General features: G+C 64.0%; 15 protein-coding genes. 9 read left to right on the top strand and 6 right to left on the bottom strand.

What is annotated here, in order from left to right:
• Positions 1-191: 191 nt before the first annotated feature.
• Genes KSS90_RS14180 through KSS90_RS14160 form a run of 5 tightly spaced genes read left to right on the top strand, consistent with a single transcriptional unit; the run spans position 192 to position 8,057 of the window.
• Positions 192-1,613: a DUF1329 domain-containing protein gene (locus KSS90_RS14180; protein WP_217866057.1), complete on the top strand. Its 1,422-nt coding sequence runs from the start codon at positions 192-194 to the stop codon at positions 1,611-1,613.
• A gap of 24 nt (positions 1,614-1,637) precedes the next feature.
• Positions 1,638-3,284, top strand: coding sequence for a DUF1302 domain-containing protein (locus tag KSS90_RS14175; RefSeq protein WP_367616209.1), 1,647 nt, complete (start codon positions 1,638-1,640; stop codon positions 3,282-3,284).
• Positions 3,285-3,292: 8 nt separating this feature from the next.
• Positions 3,293-5,707 (top strand): efflux RND transporter permease subunit, encoded by a 2,415-nt coding sequence (locus KSS90_RS14170; RefSeq protein ID WP_217866056.1) that lies wholly within the window; start codon positions 3,293-3,295, stop codon positions 5,705-5,707.
• Positions 5,708-5,717: 10 nt separating this feature from the next.
• Positions 5,718-6,680 (top strand): WD40/YVTN/BNR-like repeat-containing protein, encoded by a 963-nt coding sequence (locus tag KSS90_RS14165; protein WP_217866055.1) that lies wholly within the window; start codon positions 5,718-5,720, stop codon positions 6,678-6,680.
• 9 nt (positions 6,681-6,689) lie between these two features.
• Positions 6,690-8,057: a PucR family transcriptional regulator gene (locus tag KSS90_RS14160; RefSeq protein ID WP_225933083.1), complete on the top strand. Its 1,368-nt coding sequence runs from the start codon at positions 6,690-6,692 to the stop codon at positions 8,055-8,057.
• A gap of 88 nt (positions 8,058-8,145) precedes the next feature.
• On the opposite strand, the gene KSS90_RS14155 is transcribed toward KSS90_RS14160, so the two are convergent.
• Positions 8,146-8,514 (bottom strand): Mor transcription activator family protein, encoded by a 369-nt coding sequence (locus KSS90_RS14155; RefSeq protein WP_217866054.1) that lies wholly within the window; start codon positions 8,512-8,514, stop codon positions 8,146-8,148.
• Between the two features lie 445 nt (positions 8,515-8,959).
• Here KSS90_RS14155 and KSS90_RS14150 point away from each other — a divergent pair, with 445 nt between their 5' ends.
• The gene (locus KSS90_RS14150) at positions 8,960-9,148 is read left to right on the top strand and encodes a hypothetical protein (protein WP_011533313.1); all 189 of its coding nucleotides are present in this window, start codon (positions 8,960-8,962) and stop codon (positions 9,146-9,148) included.
• Between the two features lie 36 nt (positions 9,149-9,184).
• On the opposite strand, the gene KSS90_RS14145 is transcribed toward KSS90_RS14150, so the two are convergent.
• Positions 9,185-9,547: a fe2+ zn2+ uptake regulation protein gene (locus KSS90_RS14145; RefSeq protein ID WP_217866053.1), complete on the bottom strand. Its 363-nt coding sequence runs from the start codon at positions 9,545-9,547 to the stop codon at positions 9,185-9,187.
• A 171-nt stretch (positions 9,548-9,718) separates the two neighbouring features.
• On the opposite strand from KSS90_RS14145, the gene pvdQ reads away from it, so the two are divergent.
• Positions 9,719-12,052: a bifunctional acylase PvdQ gene (pvdQ, locus tag KSS90_RS14140; RefSeq protein WP_217866052.1), complete on the top strand. Its 2,334-nt coding sequence runs from the start codon at positions 9,719-9,721 to the stop codon at positions 12,050-12,052.
• Between the two features lie 126 nt (positions 12,053-12,178).
• Here the strand turns inward: pvdQ and KSS90_RS14135 are convergent, their stop codons facing one another.
• On the bottom strand, positions 12,179-12,901 hold the full coding sequence (locus KSS90_RS14135) for a UDP-2,3-diacylglucosamine diphosphatase (protein WP_217866051.1): 723 nt from the start codon (positions 12,899-12,901) through the stop codon (positions 12,179-12,181).
• The gene (locus KSS90_RS14130; RefSeq protein WP_217866050.1) at positions 12,898-13,398 is read right to left on the bottom strand and encodes a peptidylprolyl isomerase; all 501 of its coding nucleotides are present in this window, start codon (positions 13,396-13,398) and stop codon (positions 12,898-12,900) included. The genes KSS90_RS14135 and KSS90_RS14130 overlap by 4 nt, the downstream gene beginning before the upstream one ends.
• Before the next feature lie 248 nt (positions 13,399-13,646).
• On the opposite strand from KSS90_RS14130, the gene KSS90_RS14125 reads away from it, so the two are divergent.
• Positions 13,647-15,350: a glutamine--tRNA ligase/YqeY domain fusion protein gene (locus KSS90_RS14125; protein WP_217866049.1), complete on the top strand. Its 1,704-nt coding sequence runs from the start codon at positions 13,647-13,649 to the stop codon at positions 15,348-15,350.
• A 9-nt stretch (positions 15,351-15,359) separates the two neighbouring features.
• On the top strand, positions 15,360-16,742 hold the full coding sequence (gene cysS / locus KSS90_RS14120) for a cysteine--tRNA ligase (RefSeq protein WP_038705999.1): 1,383 nt from the start codon (positions 15,360-15,362) through the stop codon (positions 16,740-16,742).
• Positions 16,743-16,858: 116 nt separating this feature from the next.
• Here cysS and KSS90_RS14115 read toward each other — a convergent pair whose 3' ends face one another.
• Positions 16,859-18,250 carry a sensor histidine kinase gene (locus KSS90_RS14115; protein WP_217866048.1) on the bottom strand — a complete coding sequence of 464 codons (1,392 nt, stop codon included), beginning with the start codon at positions 18,248-18,250 and terminating at the stop codon, positions 16,859-16,861.
• Positions 18,228-18,908, bottom strand: a complete 681-nt coding sequence (locus KSS90_RS14110; RefSeq protein ID WP_038706001.1) for a response regulator transcription factor — start codon at positions 18,906-18,908, stop codon at positions 18,228-18,230. Before KSS90_RS14110 ends, KSS90_RS14115 begins: the two co-directional genes overlap by 23 nt.
• Between the last annotated feature and the right edge of the window lie 73 nt (positions 18,909-18,981).

The following is an 18,981-nucleotide window of genomic DNA, read 5'->3' as shown; positions in this document are numbered from 1 at the left end:
GCGATAAACAATTCCAACTAGCTGATTTATCTGATGTAAACCGCCTGTAAGGCGTTTTGGCATATGGTTTGCGTGTTGATCATATGACATGGTCAATTGATCATGTCGGGTGACCGAGATGCGTCAGGCACCGATTTTCCCACCCGGAAGATCGAACAGCCGGTCAAAGCCATTTGTTTGAGGATCCCCCCATGAAAGAAGTCACTGCACGGCTGGAAGGTGAACTGTCCGCCCGGCGTATTTTCAGGCAGCTGCTGGTTACCCTGGCGGCGTCGACCGCGATCTGTTCGGTGCAGGCCGCGCCCCAGGGGGCCGAGGCGCTGGGCTCGAAGCTGACGCCGCTGGGTGGTGAAGTCGCCGCCAGCTCAAACGGCGATATTCCGGCCTGGAACGCCCCGGGGCCGCAAGGGACGGGCTGGAACTACGGCCAGGTACGCGGGGAGCACTGGAAGTTCAAGGGCGACAAGCCCCTGTACAGCATCGATGCGAGCAACGTGGCGCAGTACGCGAGCAAGCTTGCTCCCGCCCAGCTGGAACTGTTCAAGAAGATTCCGGGCTACCGCATGGAGGTCTACCCGACCCGTCGGACCTGCGATGTACCGGCCTTCGTGGCTGAGAACACGCGCAAGAACGTGGGCTTCGCCAAGCTCGACGCCACCGGGGTCGCCCTCGAGGAAGCGCATTTGCCGGGTGCCCCGTTCCCGATGCCGAGCAATGGCGCCGAGGTGATGTGGAACATGAAGATGCGTTACCGCGGCGTGGGCGTCGAAATCCCGAAAAGCATTTCGGGCATCTCGCCGCGCAAAGGCGGGGAGTGGCTGCGTCAGTCCACCGACACCTTCTTCTTCACCCCCTGGGGCAAGAAAGGCGACAACCTGTTCTCCTCCGTCGGCCGTCTGGAAAACGCCACCTTCTTCAATTACCTGGAGCCTGCCGCCCTGGCTGGCCAGTCCGCGGTGCAGACGGCCGTGGCCGGCGAGCAGGCCACGACTTTCTACTACTTCCCTGGCCAACGTCGCGTACGGCGCATGCCGTCGTACTCCTACGACGCGCCGCAGATCGGCCTGGATAACCAGTACACCGTCGATGAGGCGAACGTTTTCTTCGGCACCATGGATCGCTTCGACTGGAAACTGGTCGGCAAGCAGGAACTGCTGGTGCCTTACAACGCCTTCGGTGCCTATGACACCGCCGCCAATGTGGAAGCGTTCGCCGGCAACGATTCGATCGCGCCGCAAGCGCGCCGCTACGAGCTGCATCGGGTCTGGGTGGTCGAAGCCAATGTCCGCCAGGGCATGCGACACCAGGCGCCAAAACGCATGTTCTACATCGACGAGGACAGCTGGAACCCGCTGCTGGCCGTCGATTACGACAAACAAGGGCAGATCTGGAAGGTCCGTGAAGGCTTCTCGATCCCCGTCTACGAGACCGGCACCTGCGATGTGCAGGCCCAGGTCCAGTACAACCTGGTCGATGGCCGCTACCTGTTCGACATGACGTCGGTCGGCGTTGGCAAGAACGATATCCGCTGGCTCACCGAGGACGGCAGCAGCCCACGCCTGAAACGCGATTTCTTCACCTCCGACAACCTGCGAGCCATCAGCGAACGCTAAAACGACGTCAGATCGAGAGCCAGCATGAAAAGAATAATTAGCAAAGCATCAGGCCTTGTCATCGTATGCACCACCCCACTGGCAATGGGGTTCACCTTCGAAACCGAAACCCTCAATGGTTCGTTCGACTCCACCATCACCGCCGGCATGGGCGTACGTACGGAGTCGCGCGGCTGCAACCTGATCAACCAAGGGCCGACCGGGCACAATGTGCCGTCCGGCTGCCTGGCGCAGAGCTCGGGCGTGGCGGACCAGGGCGACCTGAACTACGACCGCGGCGACATGTTCACCAACTACCTCAAGGGTACCCACGAGCTGTTGCTGAAGATGCCCGAGGACGTCACCTTCATGGCGCGCGGTACCTGGATCCGTGACTTCGCGGCCACCGATACCACTGGCACGCGCTCGTTCAACACCCCTGAAAGCATCGGCAGTAGCGGCCTTGGCAAAGATGCTCGCGACGATCTCGCCTTCAAGGCGCGCCTGCTCGATCTGTGGGTGAGCAAAGGCTTCGACGTGGGTGGGCAGCGTGTCCGGGCGCGCCTGGGTAACCAGGTGATCAACTGGGGCGAGAGCCTGTTCGTGGCCGGGGGTATCAACAATACCAACGCCTACGACTATCAAGCCCTGGCCCGTCCGGGGGTGCAGCTCAAGGAGGCCGTGCTGCCGGCGCCGATGCTCAGTGTCGCCTCGGGTCTGGGCTCCGGGGTCAACGTCGAGGCCTATTATCAATTCCGCTGGAACAAGAGCGAGCTGCCGCCGGTGGGCAGCTACTGGTCCACCACCAACGCGCTCGGCGAGGGCAGGGGCGAGTACGGGTTCTCCGAGAACAAAGCCCGGGACAGCGGCCAGTGGGGCCTTTCGCTGCGCTGGCAGCCGGAGGACAGCGACGTCAACTATGGCTTCTACGTGATGCGCTACCACGACAAGACGCCGTCGTTGCGCGTGGATATTCTCGACCCGGACACCTTTGCCGCCGCACCCTCCTGGCGCTACCAGGAAGACCGGATGATGTATGGCGTGAGCGCCAACATGCCGATCGGCGACTGGGCCGTCGGTACCGAGCTGTCCTATCGGCCAAAGGATTCGGTGATGCTCAACCCGGTCGTCGACCTGTGTTCGAGCAATGGCGGCAAATGCTGGAAGGACGAAAAGAAGTTCCAGTGGCACCTGACCGGCCTTTACAGCTTCACGCCGTCCAACTCGCCGACGCTGCTGGATTTCACTGGCGCCAGCACCGGTACCTTGCTCACAGAACTGGTGGTCATCAAGTACCCGGGGCTGCATGACCAGGTCAACGGCGAGCCGCTCGCCGCCGGCCTCAATGCCTGGCAGCTGGACCCTGCGACCGCGCCGAAGTCGCGTGGCGACAAGACCTCGTCGGGCATCAACCTGGACTTCAGCATGACCTACGACGGCACCTTGCTGCCGGGCTGGCAGGTCACCCCGGGAGTGTTCTACGCACGCTCGCTGAGCGGGCGCACACCGAACCTCACGGCCACCTTCACCAAGGACGCGAGCAGCATGAACTTCTACCTGAACTTCGTGCGCAACCCGGCCAGTTGGCAGGTGTCCCTGAACTACGCCAAGTTCATGGGCGGCGATACCCCTTACGACCAGCTGTATCGTGACCGCGACTATGTCGGCATCGCGATCTCCCGTACCTTGTGAGGCCTCCTGTGAACGGTTCTGTAAAACTGACAGAGGTCCAGGCGCGTGGCGTGTTGCCACGCGTCGAGCGGGTCTTGTTTGGACATCGTCGGCTGGTGCTGGCGGGCCTGGCCGTGTTCACCCTGATCATGGCCTGGTTCGCGGTGCAGTTGCGCATGGACGCCGGCTTCGAAAAACAGTTGCCGGTCGGCCATGAATACATCCAGACCTTCGAGACGTACCGCAACGACCTGATGGGTGCCAACCGCCTGACCATCGTGGTCAAGGCACGCAAAGGTGATATCTGGAGCGCCCCTGGGCTGAAGCGGTTGTATGACGTGACCCAGGCAATCAGCTTCCTGCCCGGTATCTCGCGCAGTAGCGTGCGCTCGTTGTGGACGCCCAATGCCTTCGTCAACGAGATTACCGAAGAAGGCTTTCGCGCCGATCCACTGGTGCCGGGCACGGTTTCGCCCGAGCACCTGAACGACCAGGTCATCGCCTCGATCGCCAACTCCACCGCGCAAGGGGGCTTCATCGGCACCCTGGTGTCGCGTGATCAGAGCAGCGCGATGATCACCGCGGAGCTCAACGAGTACGAGGCCGACGGGACGCACCTGGACTATGTCGCGTTCAATCACCGCCTGGAAAAAGAGCTCCGCCAGCAGTTCGAAGATGGCGATTTCGAAGTGCAGATCATCGGCTTCGCCAAGCAGATCGGCGACATCGCCGACGGCGCTTCGGCGGTGCTGGAGTTCTGCTTGCTGGCGCTGCTGCTGACCGCGGCGGCGGTGTACTGGTATTGCCATTCGCTGCGCTTCACCCTGCTGGCGCTGGTCTGTTCGCTGGCCTCGCTGGTCTGGCAATTCGGCAGCTTGCGCCTGCTCGGCTACGGGCTCGACCCGCTGGCGGTGCTGGTGCCGTTCCTGGTGTTCGCCATCGGGGTTTCCCATGGCGTGCAGCAGATCAACTTCATCGTTCGCGAGATCGCCATCGGCAAGAGTGCCGAAGCGGCGGCACGTTCGAGCTTCACCGGTTTGCTGATCCCCGGAACGTTGGCGCTGGTGACCGCTCTGGTGTCTTTCGTGACGTTGCTGCTGATCCCGATCCCGATGGTGCGGGAACTGGCGATCACCGCATCGCTCGGGGTGGCCTACAAGATCATCACCAACCTGCTGATGCTGCCCTTGCTGGCGTCCATGCTGCGGGTCGACGACAGGTACGCGGCGGCCCAGGAGGTTTCCCGGCAGCGCCGCAGCCGCTGGTTGCGTGGCCTGTCGCGGCTGGCCGAGTGGCGCAACGCGCAGTGGGTACTGGGCGTGGCGCTGGTGATCTTTCTGCTGGCGATCTGGCAAAGCCATGACCGTGTCGTCGGTTCGTTGCAGGCCGGAGCCCCGGAGTTGCGCGAGGATTCGCGCTTCAACCGCGACGCCGTGTCCATCGCCAACAACTATGACATTGGCCTGGACTGGCTCAGCGTGGTGTTCGAAGCCAGGCCGGGGGAGGCTGGCGAAGGCGTGCCGGCGGCGTGCGAGGATGTCGCCGCAGGCCAGTACCAGGACCGTTTCGTCTGGGCCATGCAGGGCGTGCCTGGCGTGCTGTCGGTAGCGTCGTTCTCCAGCAACCTGCGCCAGTTCAACGAGGGCTACAACGAAGGCAACCCGAAGATGGCCGTGGTGCCCATCGACCCGATGAACTACGCGGCGCTGGCCACCGAGGTGGCGCGCACTCCTGGACTGGTGCGTACCGACTGCAGCATGTCCGCGGTGCACCTGTACCTGGCCGACCACAAGGCGACGACGATCAACCGGGTGGTGGCGGCGGTCAAGGCGTTCCGTAGCGAGTATCCGCAACCGGACCTGGCGATCCGCCTCGCCTCGGGTAACGCCGGTGTCCTGGCGGCGATCAACGAGGAGGTGGAGAAGAGCGAGACGCCCATGCTGCTGTATGTCTATGCCGCGATCGCGTTGCTGGTGTTCGCGGTCTATCGCGACCTGCGCGCGGTGCTTGTGTGCTGCCTGCCGTTGACCATCGGTACGTTCATTGGCTACTGGTTCATGAAGGAGCTGCAGATCGGCCTGACCATCGCCACCTTGCCGGTGATGGTGCTGGCGGTGGGCATCGGCGTCGACTACGCCTTCTACATCTACAACCGCCTGCAACTGCACCTGGCCCATGGTCAGTCGATCACCAAGGCGGTCGAGTACGCGTTGCTCGAAGTGGGCGTGGCCACGATCTTCACCGCGATCACCCTGGCGGTGGGCGTCGCCACCTGGGCTTTCTCTGACCTGAAGTTCCAGGCGGACATGGGCAAGCTGCTGGCCTTCATGTTCATCGTCAACATGGTCATGGCCATGACCGTACTGCCGGCGTTCGCGGTCTGGCTGGAGCGGGTATTCCCGCGCAAGCGCCCCGTGCGCATGATCGGCGCGCTGCTGCACTGAGGAGAGAAACATGCGATTCAGGGGTTCATTGATCGCGGCGGTGCTCGCCGCGACATTGCCGTTGCTATCTGCCTGGGCCGAGCCCTTGCAGGCAGTGCCTGCCGTACAGGCGAGCAATGCCACGCAAGCGACCATGCTGGATGCCGTCTGGGCCGGGGAGCGCGTGGTCGCGGTCGGCGACCACGGCGTGGTCTTGCTGTCGGACGACCAGGGCAAGCGCTTCCGTCAGGCGCGTTCGGTGCCGGTATCCACTCAATTGACGGGGGTGTCCTTCGTGGACGCCCAGCGTGGCTGGGCGGTTGGCCATTGGGGCGCGATCCTGGCCACCACCGACGGTGGCGAGTCGTGGCAGATCCAGCGCTTGTCCAGCGACGAAGATCGGCCGCTGTTCGCCGTACATTTCTTCAACGCCCAACAGGGCGTTGCCGTGGGGCTGTGGTCGTTGCTGCTGACCACCGAGGATGGTGGCAAGACCTGGACCGAGCAATCGTTGCCGCCGCCGCCGGGTGCCAAGAAGGCCGACCTCAACCTGATGGGGCTGTTTGCCGACAGCCACGGCACGCTGTACGCCACCGCCGAGCATGGGCAGCTGTTGCACTCCGGGGACCATGGCAAAAGCTGGGGTTACCTGGATACCGGCTACACAGGCACCTTGTGGTCCGGGGCTGTGCTGAACGACGGCAGCCTGTTGCTCGGTGGCCAGCGCGGCACGTTGCTGCAGGGTGCCAACGAGGGGAAGGACTTGCGCAGGTTGCCCACCCACGGCAAAGGCTCCGTCACCGCCATGGCGGTAGCGGGTACCCGGGTGCTGGTGGTCGGGCTGGATGGGCTGATGATGCTGAGCGACGATGGCGGGCGCCATTTCCAGGAAAAGCAGTCGGCTGATGGCTTGTCGCTGACGGCGGTGCTGCTCGATGCCGAAGGGGCGCCTATCCTGTTTTCACGTCGCGGTGTCGTGCCCCGTCAGGAATGACGGTTGCTCATGGCGCTGCTGTTGCGCTGTTGCCAAGAGCATGCTGAACAAGAGCAGTCCGGGGTAGACCCGCAAGTACGAGCAACAGCATTTTCCACGGAGTTCTGCGCGATAGGCACCCATATGACCGGTTCTTTCTCCCCCTGGCCACGCCCCTCGGAAGCCGTGCGTGAACTTATTCGCAAGGGCGCCGAGCGTGCTCAGGCGCTGCCGCCGGAGTGGGTCGAGCGGCTGAACCAGGCGCTTTTCACTTCAGCGCAAGATGCGAAGTTGCTGGAAGACCCGGTCATCCTGGCTGCGTTTCGGCGCGCCAACAGGGCAGAGCTGCTGCACTGGGCCAACGCCAACATGCAGCGCCCGGGAGAGCCGGTGGAACCCTATGTGTCTGCCGACATGGTGGATACGGCGAGGGAGCTCGCGCACAGGGGGCTGTCCGAAATGTTGATGAATGTCGCAAGGTCGACACAGAACACCGCCTGGGAACTGTGGATGAAGATGGCGTTTGGCCTGACGCAAGATCCTGTGGTGCTCGAGGAATTGCTCGATGTGTCCTCGCGTTCGATCTCGGAATTCATCGACAGCAACATGCGTGTGATCACCCGGATCATCCTGGAAGAAAAGCACGCTCAGGCCCATGACGATCACGTGGACAAACGCGGCCTGGTCAGTCGCCTGCTCGACGGCCGCGATGTCGATGCCGAGCAGTTCGCCAGACGCCTGGGCTACAGCCTTGCGCAGAAGCACCAGGCCTTTCTGGTGTGGAGCGAGACGCCCGAAGCGCACATTCGTCCGCTGGAGGACATGGCGCGCGCGCTGGCAAGCCTCACGGGGGCGGGGGCGCCGCTGGTGGTGTTCGCCGGGCCTGCGACCTTATGGGGCTGGAGTGCTGCGACAAGGTCTCTGGACCTCAATGCGCTGCAAGACGTGGTTCGTCAGTACCCAGGCGTTCGTGCGGCACTGGGCGCCCCGGCGGCGGGGCTCAACGGTTTCCGTCGCTCCCACCTGGAAGCTTTGACCACCCAGCGGCTGATGGGGCGCCTGGCGGGCGCGCCGCCTGTGGCCAGTATCGATCAGGTAAGGATGGTGTCGTTGATGACTCAGGATGCCCGGGCGGCCAGGCAGTTTGTCTTGAGTACCCTGGGGCGCCTGGCCACAGAGCCGATGGCGCTGCAGCATTCGTTGCATGCATTCCTGGCCCATGGCTGCAACATCACCCAGACCGCCGAAGCGTTGGGTACGCATCGCAATACCTTGCTGCGGCGCCTGGAGCGCGCCCAGGACCTGCTGCCCATTCCATTTGCCGACCACCGCATCCAGATTGCCGCGGCGCTCGAGCTGGTGCTGTGGAGCACACCGCTCGAGGACGGCGAAAAGTAGTTCGCGGTCACCGTGGCATCGCCTTGATCCGTGCCTCGATCTTCGCCCGATCGATTGCTTCCGGCGTCACCCCTTGGCCGGGCGCGAGCTATGCCTGTCTACGAATGTTGCCGATCTGTCGCAGGCTCAATCCATACTTGTCGGCGAGCAGGCTGCGTGAAAGCCCGCTGGCGCTCTCCCTCTGGATCTGCTGGTTACGCAGCTGGCGTTGGAAGTGATCGGGCTTGGGGATCTCCAGGGCCAGGCCGGCGTAGCGCTGGATCAGCGCATCGAGCGCTTCGGGTGGCAACACATCGGCCAGTTTGGTGCGTTGGCGATGCTTGGGGATGTATTTGGGGCGTCCGCCAAAGGCACGGGTCAGCCGGTAGGCGCTGTCCAGGCCGATGCATTCGATCAGCGCCTGTAACGACTGAGGCAATTGAGTGATGTCGATGTTGCTCAGGTCTGGCATTTCCACGAAATGGTTCCTTCCGTCATTGGGTTTGGCAGACGCCGAGGCCCCGATGGGCTGCGGCTCTGGTTGCCACGGGATGGCCCGAGTGGCGTAGGCGGATTTTCGAACAGCGGTGGAAAGGGTCGCTAGGCGCGAAGCGGACCGGGGCTTGTAGCCGCCTTTGTCTGTTATTTGCGGGTAATAGGGCGACATGAAGTAGGAAATTCCTTCGCCCTTGCGCTGCAGGCCCCAAACTATCTAGAGAAGGGGTTCCATGATGGCTTATTGGGTGCGTTACCCAGATATGTAACCGAAGACACGGCTCGACACTGTCGTTGAGCAGGGGGCGGTCAGGAGGGTATTACGGCGTGAGACGCTGGCCGGAACTGCAGCGAGGGAAAGGCGGGCGAGGTATCATTGCGTCGGCTCCGCTGGAGCCTCATGTCCCCGATGTCGCAAGGAACCTCCGATGACACACGTGCAGCGCCTGAAATATTCGATCCTGATTATCCTGGTGGTCCTGGGGATCATGCTCGGCCTAAGTTACCTGCAGAAGCAGGGCACTATCAGCGAGCAGACGTTCCAGTACATCGCCATCGCCATTGCGGTGGTCGTGGTGGTAATCAACGGGATTCTGCGGCGCAAGGTGAAACCCTGAAGCGGGCCGGCCGGCATATCCTTGCCGGCCATGCGCTCAGCGCGAGGCAGGTTGCTCGAGTACGGCCTGGGCCTCAGGGTTCAGGCTGTAGCACTTGTCGCTGCCCAGGCTGATCACGCCCTCGCTGCACAGGCGCTTGAGCACTTCGCGCACGCTCAGGAAGGACAACGGAATATCCAATTGCTCGAGTTGCGCATGCACGCCGCGCACACCGATGCTGCGGCCATTGCGGCCGGCGGTGTGCAGGGCGTCGATGACCTTCAGCCGGATCAGGCTGGTGCGCAGGCCATAGGCGCGCAGCAGCTCGCGGATCTGTTCGTTGCCCACGCGTTCCTCCTGGGGGGCGGCGGCCTGGCTGGGTGCAGGCTGCGCCGCTAGCAACTGTTGCGGGTTGTACATGTGAATGCTCCTTTTCGTGGACTGTCCCGAAATCATGGGTGCCTCACATCTAAAGACGTTTGAGCGCGACAAATCTGCAACCCCCGATGAAAAAAATCTGACACGTTCTGTTGAAACGTTGTAGCGCCCCGTCGAACGTAAAATTTTCATCTGGCCATTCGTCTGTTCGGGATGACCCCGATAGCACGAGGAGTGCCTGTGATCTCTCTTCCCCTGTTTCGCCTGGGCCTCGCCGCCGCCCTGGTCGCTTCCAGCCTGACCCTGCAGGCGCGGGAGGTCGATGGCGAGGCTTCCGCGCAGATCCGTCGCACCAGCTTCGGCGTGCCGCATATCCTGGCCAAGGACGAGCGCGGCCTGGGTTACGGCATCGGCTACGCCTATGCCCAGGACAACCTGTGCCTGCTGGCCGGCGAGGTGCTGACGGTCAATGGCGAGCGCTCCCGTTATTTCGGTGCCGATGGCAAGACGATCGAGCAGCGTGACAACCTCTCCAGTGACCTGTTCTTTACCTGGCTCAACGAACCTGCGGCGGTAGACAGTTTCCTCAAGGCGCAGCCGGTGGCGGTGCGCGACCTGCTTGATGGTTATGCCAACGGCTACAACCGTGCCCTGGGTGAGCGACGGGCCGAGGGGCTGCCGGCCGAGTGCGGGGCAGGGGAGTGGCTACGGCCGATCACCAGCCGCGACCTGGTCAAGCTGACCCGACGCTTGCTGGCCGAGGGCGGTGTGGGGCAATTCGTCGAGGCCGTGGTCGCCGCGACGCCCCCCAAGCTGGCGGCGCAGCGCCCGGCGGTCGACTACAGCGTGGCCTTGGCGCGACAGGCGCAGTTCGCCGCCGAGCGTGGCAGCAATGCCGTGGCCGTGGGCGCCGAGCGTTCGGCCAATGGCCGTGGGCTGCTGCTGGCCAATCCGCACTTCCCGTGGGTTGGCGGGCTGCGTTTCTATCAGATGCAGTTGACCATCCCCGGGCAGCTGGATGTGATGGGGGCGGCGTTGCCGGGCCTGCCGGTGGTCAATATCGGTTTCAACCGGCACCTGGCCTGGACCCACACGGTCGACACCTCCAAGCATTTCACCCTCTACCGTCTGCAACTGGACCCCAAGGACGCCACCCGCTACCTGTATGACGGCCAGTCGCTGGCGCTGGAGCGCAAGCTGCTGAAGGTCACGGTGAAGGGTGAGGACGGTACGCTCAGCCAGGTGGAGCGCACGATCCACCTGTCGAAGTTCGGCCCGGTGGTGCAATGGCCCGGCCGTCTGGACTGGGACAATCACGCTGCCTACAGCCTGCGCGACGCAAACCTCGACAACACTCGGGTATTGCAGCAGTGGTACCGGATCAACCGCGCCGACAGCCTGCAGGCGCTGAAGGCGTCGGTGGGGCAGTTGCAGGGTATCCCCTGGGTCAACACCCTGGCGGTGGATGCTGCGGGCCAGGCCTTGTACTTGAATCAGTCGGTGGTGCCCTATGTCGATCAAGGGATGCTGGAGCAGTGCAGCAACCCGGGCGCGTCGGGCCCGCTGGTGGTCCTCGACGGGTCGCGCAGCGCCTGCCAGTGGAAGGTGGATGCGCAGGCGGCCCAGCCGGGTATCTTCCCGGCCAACCTGCTGCCGAGCCTGGAGCGGCGCGATTATGTACAGCACGCCAACGATTCGGCGTGGATGGCCAATCCGGCCCAGCCGTTGACCGGCTTCTCGCCCTTGGTCAGCCGTGCCGACCAGCCCCTGGGCCTGCGCAGCCGCTTTGCCCTGCAGCGCCTGCAAGGCAAGGGCAAGCTGGGTGTCGCCGAACTGCAGCGCATGGTGTTCGATGACGAGGTGTATCAGGCCAGCCTGCTGATGCCGGACCTGTTGCAATGGTGCAAGGGCGTGGAGGCGGACATTCAGTCGGTGTGCGCCAGCCTGCAGGCGTGGACCGGCAAGGCCGACCAGGATAGCGGTATCGGCCTGGTTCATTTCATCAACATCGCCGGCGCGTTGGCCGAGCATCCGCACAGCTGGCGCGTGCCGTTCGACCCGGCCGACCCGTTGCACACGCCTCGTGGCCTGGCGGTAGAACAGGCTGCGGTGCGCAAGCTGCTGCGCGAGGCGGCGCTGGCGTCGCTGCAACAGGTGGGTGAAGCAGGCATCGCCGCCGACCAGCGTTGGGGGCAGATCCAGCAGGCCGCCGATGGCACGCCGGTGCCCGGCGGCCCACAGGCGCTGGGTGTCTACAACGCGATGGTCAGTGTGCCGGTGGGGCCGGGCAAGCGCCTGGTGGTCAGTGGTTCGAGCTATCTGCAGGTGGTCAGCTTCACCGAGCAGGGGCCCCAGGCCCAGGGGCTGCTGGCGTTTTCGCTGTCGAGCGAGAAGGCCTCGGCGCATGCCGCCGACCAGACACGGGCCTTCGCGGCCAAGCAGCTGGCGCCGATTCCGTTCACCGAGGCGCAGATCAAGGCTGATCCGCAGTATCGGCAGTACGTGATCAGCGAGCGAGACAAGGGACGGGTGGTCAGCGCCCAATAACTTGATTGACCGCATCGCCGGCAAGCCGGCCCCACAGGGAAAGCGCAAATCCAAGCGTGCGCGGTCCTGTGGGAGCCGGCTTGCCGGCGATGGGCTGCAGGGCAGCCCCAATGCAAAGTGCCGGGTTCAGGAAAACTCGAACGGCGCTAGCTGGAAACCCTGTTCATCCACCTGCAACGCCCAGCCACGCCGATCCCAGTCGCCCAGCACGATGCGCCGTGCCGGCTGGCCGTCAACCACCAGCTTGTGTAGCGCCGGTCGATGGGTATGGCCGTGGACCAGGGTGCGCACGCCGTGGGCGGCCATCACCTTGGGCACTTCCTCGGGGGTGACATCGACGATCTCGGTGCTCTTCATGCGTGTCTGCGCGCTGCTTTCGCTGCGCAGCTTGCGCGCCAGCTTGTGCCGCGTGCCCAGCGGCAGGTGCCGCAGGATCCACAGGGTCAGCGGGTTGCGCAGGTAGCGGCGCAGCTTCATGTAGGCCACGTCACGGGTGCACAGGGTGTCGCCGTGCATCAGCAACACCGCCTCACCACCGAGTTCGACCACGCTGGGGTCGGCCAGCAGGGTGCAGCCGGCGGCGTCGCAGAACGCCTGGCCAATGAGAAAGTCACGGTTGCCGTGCATCAGGTACACGGCCGTGCCGCTGTCGCTCAACCGGCGCAGGGCCTGGCAGATCGACTGCTGGAAGGGCGTCATGGCATCGTCGCCGATCCAGGCCTCGAAGAAATCACCGAGGATGTACAGCGCCTTGGCGTGGCGGGCGCGACCGTCGAGCAGATCAAGAAACGCCCGGGTAATGTCCGGGCGTTCTTCTTGCAGGTGCAGATCGGAGATCAGCAGTATCACTCAATGATCTCGGCTTTCTCGATGATCACGTCGTCCTTCGGCACGTCCTGGTGGCCGGCCTTGGAACCGGTGGCGACCTTCTCGATGGCGTCGACGATTTCCTTGCCTTCGATCACTTCACCAAACACCGCGTAGCCCCAGCCCTGGACGTTCTTGCCGCTGTGGTTGAGGAAGTCGTTGTCGGAGGCGTTGATGAAGAACTGCGCGGAGGCCGAGTGCGGCTCCATGGTGCGCGCCATGGCGATGCTGTACTTGGTGTTCTTCAGGCCGTTGTCGGCTTCGTTCTGGATGCTGGCGCGGGTTTTCTTCTGGCTCATGCCAGCCTCGAAACCGCCGCCCTGGATCATGAAGCCCTTGATCACGCGGTGGAACACGGTGCCATCGTAGTGGCCTTCCTTGACGTACTGAACGAAGTTTTCGGTGGTCAGCGGGGCTTTCTCGGCATTCAGTTGCAGGACGATATCGCCGTGGTTGGTGCTCAGTTTGACTTTGGACATGCTGAAATTCGCTCTTTCAAGGCATTCGGGAAATTGGGTGCGCGGTGCGCACGGAACAACCTGACGCAGGATCAGGCAGCCGCGGCACACGCCACTGCGGCGCCATTCTGCCGGATTGTGGACCGCTGCGGCGACAAAACGCGCCACTTTGTCGGTGCTCCGGCTGTCAGCAGCTTGACTGCTTCGGCTATGATAGGCCCTTTGATTCAATCGGCCTACCCGGCCGGCTACCTGCATTCAAGGACACTATGAGCAAGCCCACTGCCGACAACGCGCCAAACGCCGCTGCCAAAGGCGCCCCCGCCGTCCCTGTGAACTTCCTGCGGCCGATCGTCCAGGCCGACCTGGACGCGGGCAAGCACCAGAGCATCGTCACCCGTTTCCCGCCCGAGCCCAATGGCTACCTGCACATCGGCCACGCCAAGTCGATCTGCGTCAACTTCGGCCTGGCCAAGGAATTCGGCGGCGTCTGCCACCTGCGTTTCGACGATACCAACCCGGCCAAGGAAGACCAGGAGTACATCGACTCCATCCAGCGTGACGTCAAGTGGCTGGGCTTCGAATGGGCAGGCCCGGTGCGCTATGCCTCGGACTATTTCGAGCAGCTGCACGCCTGGGCCGTGGAGCTGATCAAGTCGGGCAACGCCTACGTCTGCGACCTGACCCCCGAGCAAGCCAAGGAATACCGCGGCAGCCTGACCGAGCCAGGCAAGAACAGCCCGTTCCGCGAGCGCAGCATCGAGGAAAACCTGGACCTGTTCGCCCGCATGAAGGCTGGCGAGTTCAAGGACGGCGAGCGCGTGCTGCGCGCCAAGATCGACATGGCCTCGCCGAACATGAACCTGCGCGACCCGATCCTGTACCGCATCCGCCATGCCCACCACCACCAGACCGGTGACAAGTGGTGCATCTACCCCAACTATGACTTCACCCACGGTCAGTCGGACGCCATCGAAGGCATCACCCACTCGATCTGCACCCTGGAGTTCGAAAGCCACCGTCCGCTGTACGAATGGTTCCTCGACAAGCTGCCGGTGCCGGCGCACCCGCGCCAGTACGAGTTCAGCCGCCTGAACCTGAACTACACCATCACCTCCAAGCGCAAGCTCAAGCAGCTGGTGGACGAAGGCCACGTCGAGGCCTGGGACGATCCGCGCATGTCGACCCTGTCGGGCTACCGCCGCCGCGGCTACACCCCGGCCTCGATCCGCAACTTCTGCGAGATGATCGGCACCAACCGTTCCGACGGCGTGGTCGACATGGCGATGCTCGAGTTCAGCATCCGTGACGACCTCGACCGCACCGCGCCGCGCGCCATGTGCGTGCTGCGCCCGCTGAAGGTGGTGATCACCAACTATCCCGAGGGCCAGGTCGAGCAGCTCGAACTGCCGCGCCATCCGAAGGAAGACATGGGCGTGCGCGTGCTGCCCTTCGCCCGCGAGCTGTACATCGACCGCGACGACTTCATGGAAGAGCCGCCCAAGGGCTACAAGCGCCTGGAGCCGGCCGGTGAAGTGCGCCTGCGCGGCAGTTACGTGATCCGCGCCGACGAGGCGATCAAGGACACTGACGGCAACATCGTCGAGCTGCGCTGCTCGTACGACCCGGACACCCTGGGCAAGAACCCCGAAGGCCGCAAGGTCAAGGGCGTGATCCACTGGGTGCCGGCCGAAGGCAGCATCGAGTGCGAAGTGCGCCTGTACGACCGCCTGTTCCGCTCCGCCAACCCGGAGAAGACCGAAGACGGCGGCACGTTCCTCGACAACATCAATCCCGATTCGCTGCAGGTGCTCAGTGGTTGTCGCGCGGAACCTTCCCTGGGCCAGGCCCAACCGGAAGACCGCTTCCAGTTCGAGCGCGAAGGCTACTTCTGCGCCGACCTGAAAGACTCCCAGCCGGGTCGCCCGGTGTTCAACCGCACCGTGACCCTGCGCGATTCGTGGGGCAGCTGAGGAACCTTCGTGCTTACCATCTACAACACGCTGAGCAAGACCAAGGAAGTTTTCAAGCCGCTGGACGGCAACAAGGTGCGCATGTACGTGTGCGGCATGACCGTATACGACTACTGCCACCTGGGCCACGGCCGCAGCATGGTGGCCTTCGACCTGGTCACCCGCTGGCTGCGCAAGAGCGGCTATGAACTGACTTATGTGCGCAACATCACCGACATCGACGACAAGATCATCAACCGGGCCAACGAGAACGGCGAGTCGTTCGACGCGCTGACCGCCCGCATGATCGACGCGATGCACGAGGACGAGCGCCGCCTGAGTATCCTCAAGCCGGACCTGGAGCCGCGTGCCACCGACCATATCCCCGGCATGCACGCGATGATCCAGACCCTGATCGACAAGGGCTACGCCTACGCGCCGGGTAATGGCGACGTGTACTACCGGGTCGGCAAGTTCGTCGGCTACGGCAAGCTGTCGCGCAAGAAGATCGAAGACCTGCGCATCGGCGCGCGCATCGAAGTCGACGAGGCCAAGCAGGATCCGCTCGACTTCGTCCTGTGGAAGGGCGTCAAGCCCGGCGAGCCCTACTGGGACTCGCCGTGGGGCCCGGGCCGCCCGGGCTGGCACATCGAGTGCTCGGTGATGTCCACCTGCTGCCTGGGCGAGAGCTTCGACATCCACGGTGGCGGCAGCGACCTGGAGTTCCCGCACCACGAGAACGAGATCGCCCAGAGCGAGGCGGCCACCGGCAAGCAATACGCCAACGCCTGGATGCACTGCGGCATGATTCGCATCAACGGCGAGAAGATGTCCAAGTCGTTGAACAACTTCTTCACCATCCGCGATGTACTCGACAAGTACCACCCGGAAGTGGTGCGTTACCTGCTGGTGGCTAGCCACTACCGTAGCGCGATCAACTACTCCGAGGACAGCCTGCGCGACGCCAAGGGCGCGCTCGAGCGCTTCTACCATGCGCTGCGAGGCCTGCCGCGCGTGGCTGCCCAGGGTGGCGAGGCATTCGTCGAGCGTTTCACCGTGGCGATGAACGACGACTTCGGCACACCTGAGGCCTGCGCCGTGTTGTTCGACCTGGTGCGCGAGATCAACCGCCTGCGTGACAGCGACCCCGAGGCCGCCGCTGGCCTGGCGGGTCGTCTGCGAGAGCTGGGGGATGTGCTGGGTGTGCTCCAGCTGGAAGCCGATGACTTCCTGCGCGCCGGCGCCGAGGGCAAGGTCGATGCCGCTGAAGTGGAGGCGCTGATCCAGGCGCGTCTGCAGGCGCGCAGCGACAAGAACTGGGCCGAGTCCGACCGCATCCGCGACCAGCTGGCCGCCATGGGCGTGGTGCTGGAAGACAGCAAGGGCACCACCACCTGGCGCCTGGCTGACTGATCGCCAGAGGGGCTGCTGCGCAGCCCTTTCGTCGCGGTGGCTCCTACACTCAGGCCATGCGCCTTCCCTGTGGGAGCCGGCTTGCCGGCGAAAGGGCCGCAAAGCGGCCCCTCTCTTTATTGAGCAACCCCAGCCAATGGGCAGTGCAGCACCAATCTCGCTCCACCCAGCTCGCTGGCCCCCACTTCCAAGCTGAACCCGTGCAGGTCGACGATCGCCGCGACGATCGACAGCCCCAGCCCGAAGCCCGCATGACGATGGCCTTCCTCGCTGCGGTAGAAGCGCTTCAACACTGCCTCGCGCTCATCCGCCGGAATCCCCGGTCCACTGTCCTCGACTGCAATATGCACGCCGGCCTCGTCCTCGCTGGCGACGATACGTACCTGTCCGCCCTCGGGGGTGAATTTGATCGCGTTGCCCACCAGGTTGGCCAGTGCCTCGAACAGCAACTCCCGGTCGCCATGCAGCGCCGCCAGCTGCGCAGGCTGCTCCAGGTGCAGGCGAATGCCGCCATCCTCGGCCAGCGGCAGGTAGAAGTCATGCAGCTCCACCAGCAACGCCTGCGGGTCGAGCCGGACAAAGCCGGCGCGGCGCTGGCGGTCTTCCAGTTCGCTGATGCGCAGCAGGCCGCGAAAGCGTGCCATTAGCGTGTCGGTCTCGCCGATCGCCTGGTCCAGCGCCGCGCCTTCGGCGGAGTCGCTGCCGCTTTGCTGGCGGATGCGGTAGAGCTGGGCACGCAGGCGTGTCAGCGGAGTGCGCAGGTCGTGGGCGATATTGTCACAGACGCCCTTGACCTCGTGCATCAGCCGCTCGATGCGATCGAGCATGGCGTTGACGATGGCGGCGAGCATGTCCAGTTCATCGCGCCGGGCCGACAGGGGCAGGCGGTGGGTGAGGTCGCCGGCGACGATCAGCTCGGCCTGGGCCTGGATCGCACGGATGCGCTTGAGCGGCCTGCGCCGCAGCAGGTACCAGCCGGCGAAGCCCGGGATCAAGGTCAGCGAGATACCCCAGAGCAGGGCGTCGAGGATGATCCTCGTCACCACGAACAGCGAGCCGTTGTCGCGCACCAGCACCAACCAGCGACCATCCTGCACCTTGATCGCCACGGCATCGCAGCTATCGCGGGGCAGGTGGGGATCGTCGGCGTCCAGGCAACGCTTGAGTTCATGGACCTTGCCGTCCAGGCCCAGCTCCGAGGGTATCGCACGGATGCGCCCGCCGATCGGGTTGAGCTGGGCGTCGAACAGGCCGTAGGCGTCGAAGCTGCGTTCCTCGAAGGCCTGGCTTGCCACCAGCGCGTCGTCCAGCTGCTTGCCGCTCATGTGAGCGAACAGGTGCTGGCGTTGCAGCATCGAGTGGCGGGTGAGCTTGTTCAGGTAGCTGGTGACCTCGAAGTACAGCACCCCCATGAGGATGCTGCTCCAGGCCACGAACAGGAAACTGTACAGCGCCAGCAGACGGCTGGTTGAGGAGCTCCAGCCCTTAGACGGGTTCGGCAATGGCATAGCCGGAGCCCCGCACGGTGCGAATCAGCGGGTTCTGGCCGGGCGAGTCGATCTTCTTGCGCAGGCGGCCGATATGCACGTCGATCAGGTTGGTGCCGGGGTCGAAGTGGTAACCCCAGACCTCCTCGAAGATCATCATCCGGGTGATCACCTGGCCGGAGTGGCGCATCAGGTACTCGAGCAGCTTGTACTCGGTGGGCAGCAGGTTCAGCGCCTGTTCGCCGCGGCGGGCTTCGTGGCTGATCAGGTCCAGCTCGAGGTCGGCGACCTGCAGGCGGGTCTGGGTCATCGGCACGCTGTTGCGGCGCAGCAGCACCTCGACCCGGGCGGCCATCTCGTCGGAGGCGAACGGTTTGGTCAGGTAGTCGTCACCGCCGGCGCGCAGGCCGCGCACACGCTCGTCGACGTCCGACAGGGCGCTGATCATCAGGATTGGCGTGGCGATCTTCAGGTTGCGCAGGGTGGTGACGATGGTCAGGCCGTCGACCTCGGGCAGCATGCGGTCCAGGGTGATCAGGTCGTAGCCGCCGGCGATGGCCTTGGCCAGGCCTTCACGGCCATTGTCGGCCCAGTCGACTTCCAGACCGTGGCTGGACAGTTCGGCGACGATTTCCTGGGCGGTGACAGCGTCGTCTTCGATGGTCAGTACGCGTGGCATGCTGGTTCCTGGGCGGCGAGTGGAGACTTGATTGTGCCAAAGAATAGACAACCGGCGATTTAAGAAAAATTCA

Origin of the sequence: Pseudomonas maumuensis (assembly GCF_019139675.1) — a bacterium.
GTDB classification, from domain to species: domain Bacteria; phylum Pseudomonadota; class Gammaproteobacteria; order Pseudomonadales; family Pseudomonadaceae; genus Aquipseudomonas; species Aquipseudomonas maumuensis.
This window is presented reverse-complemented; position numbering and strand designations above follow the sequence as displayed.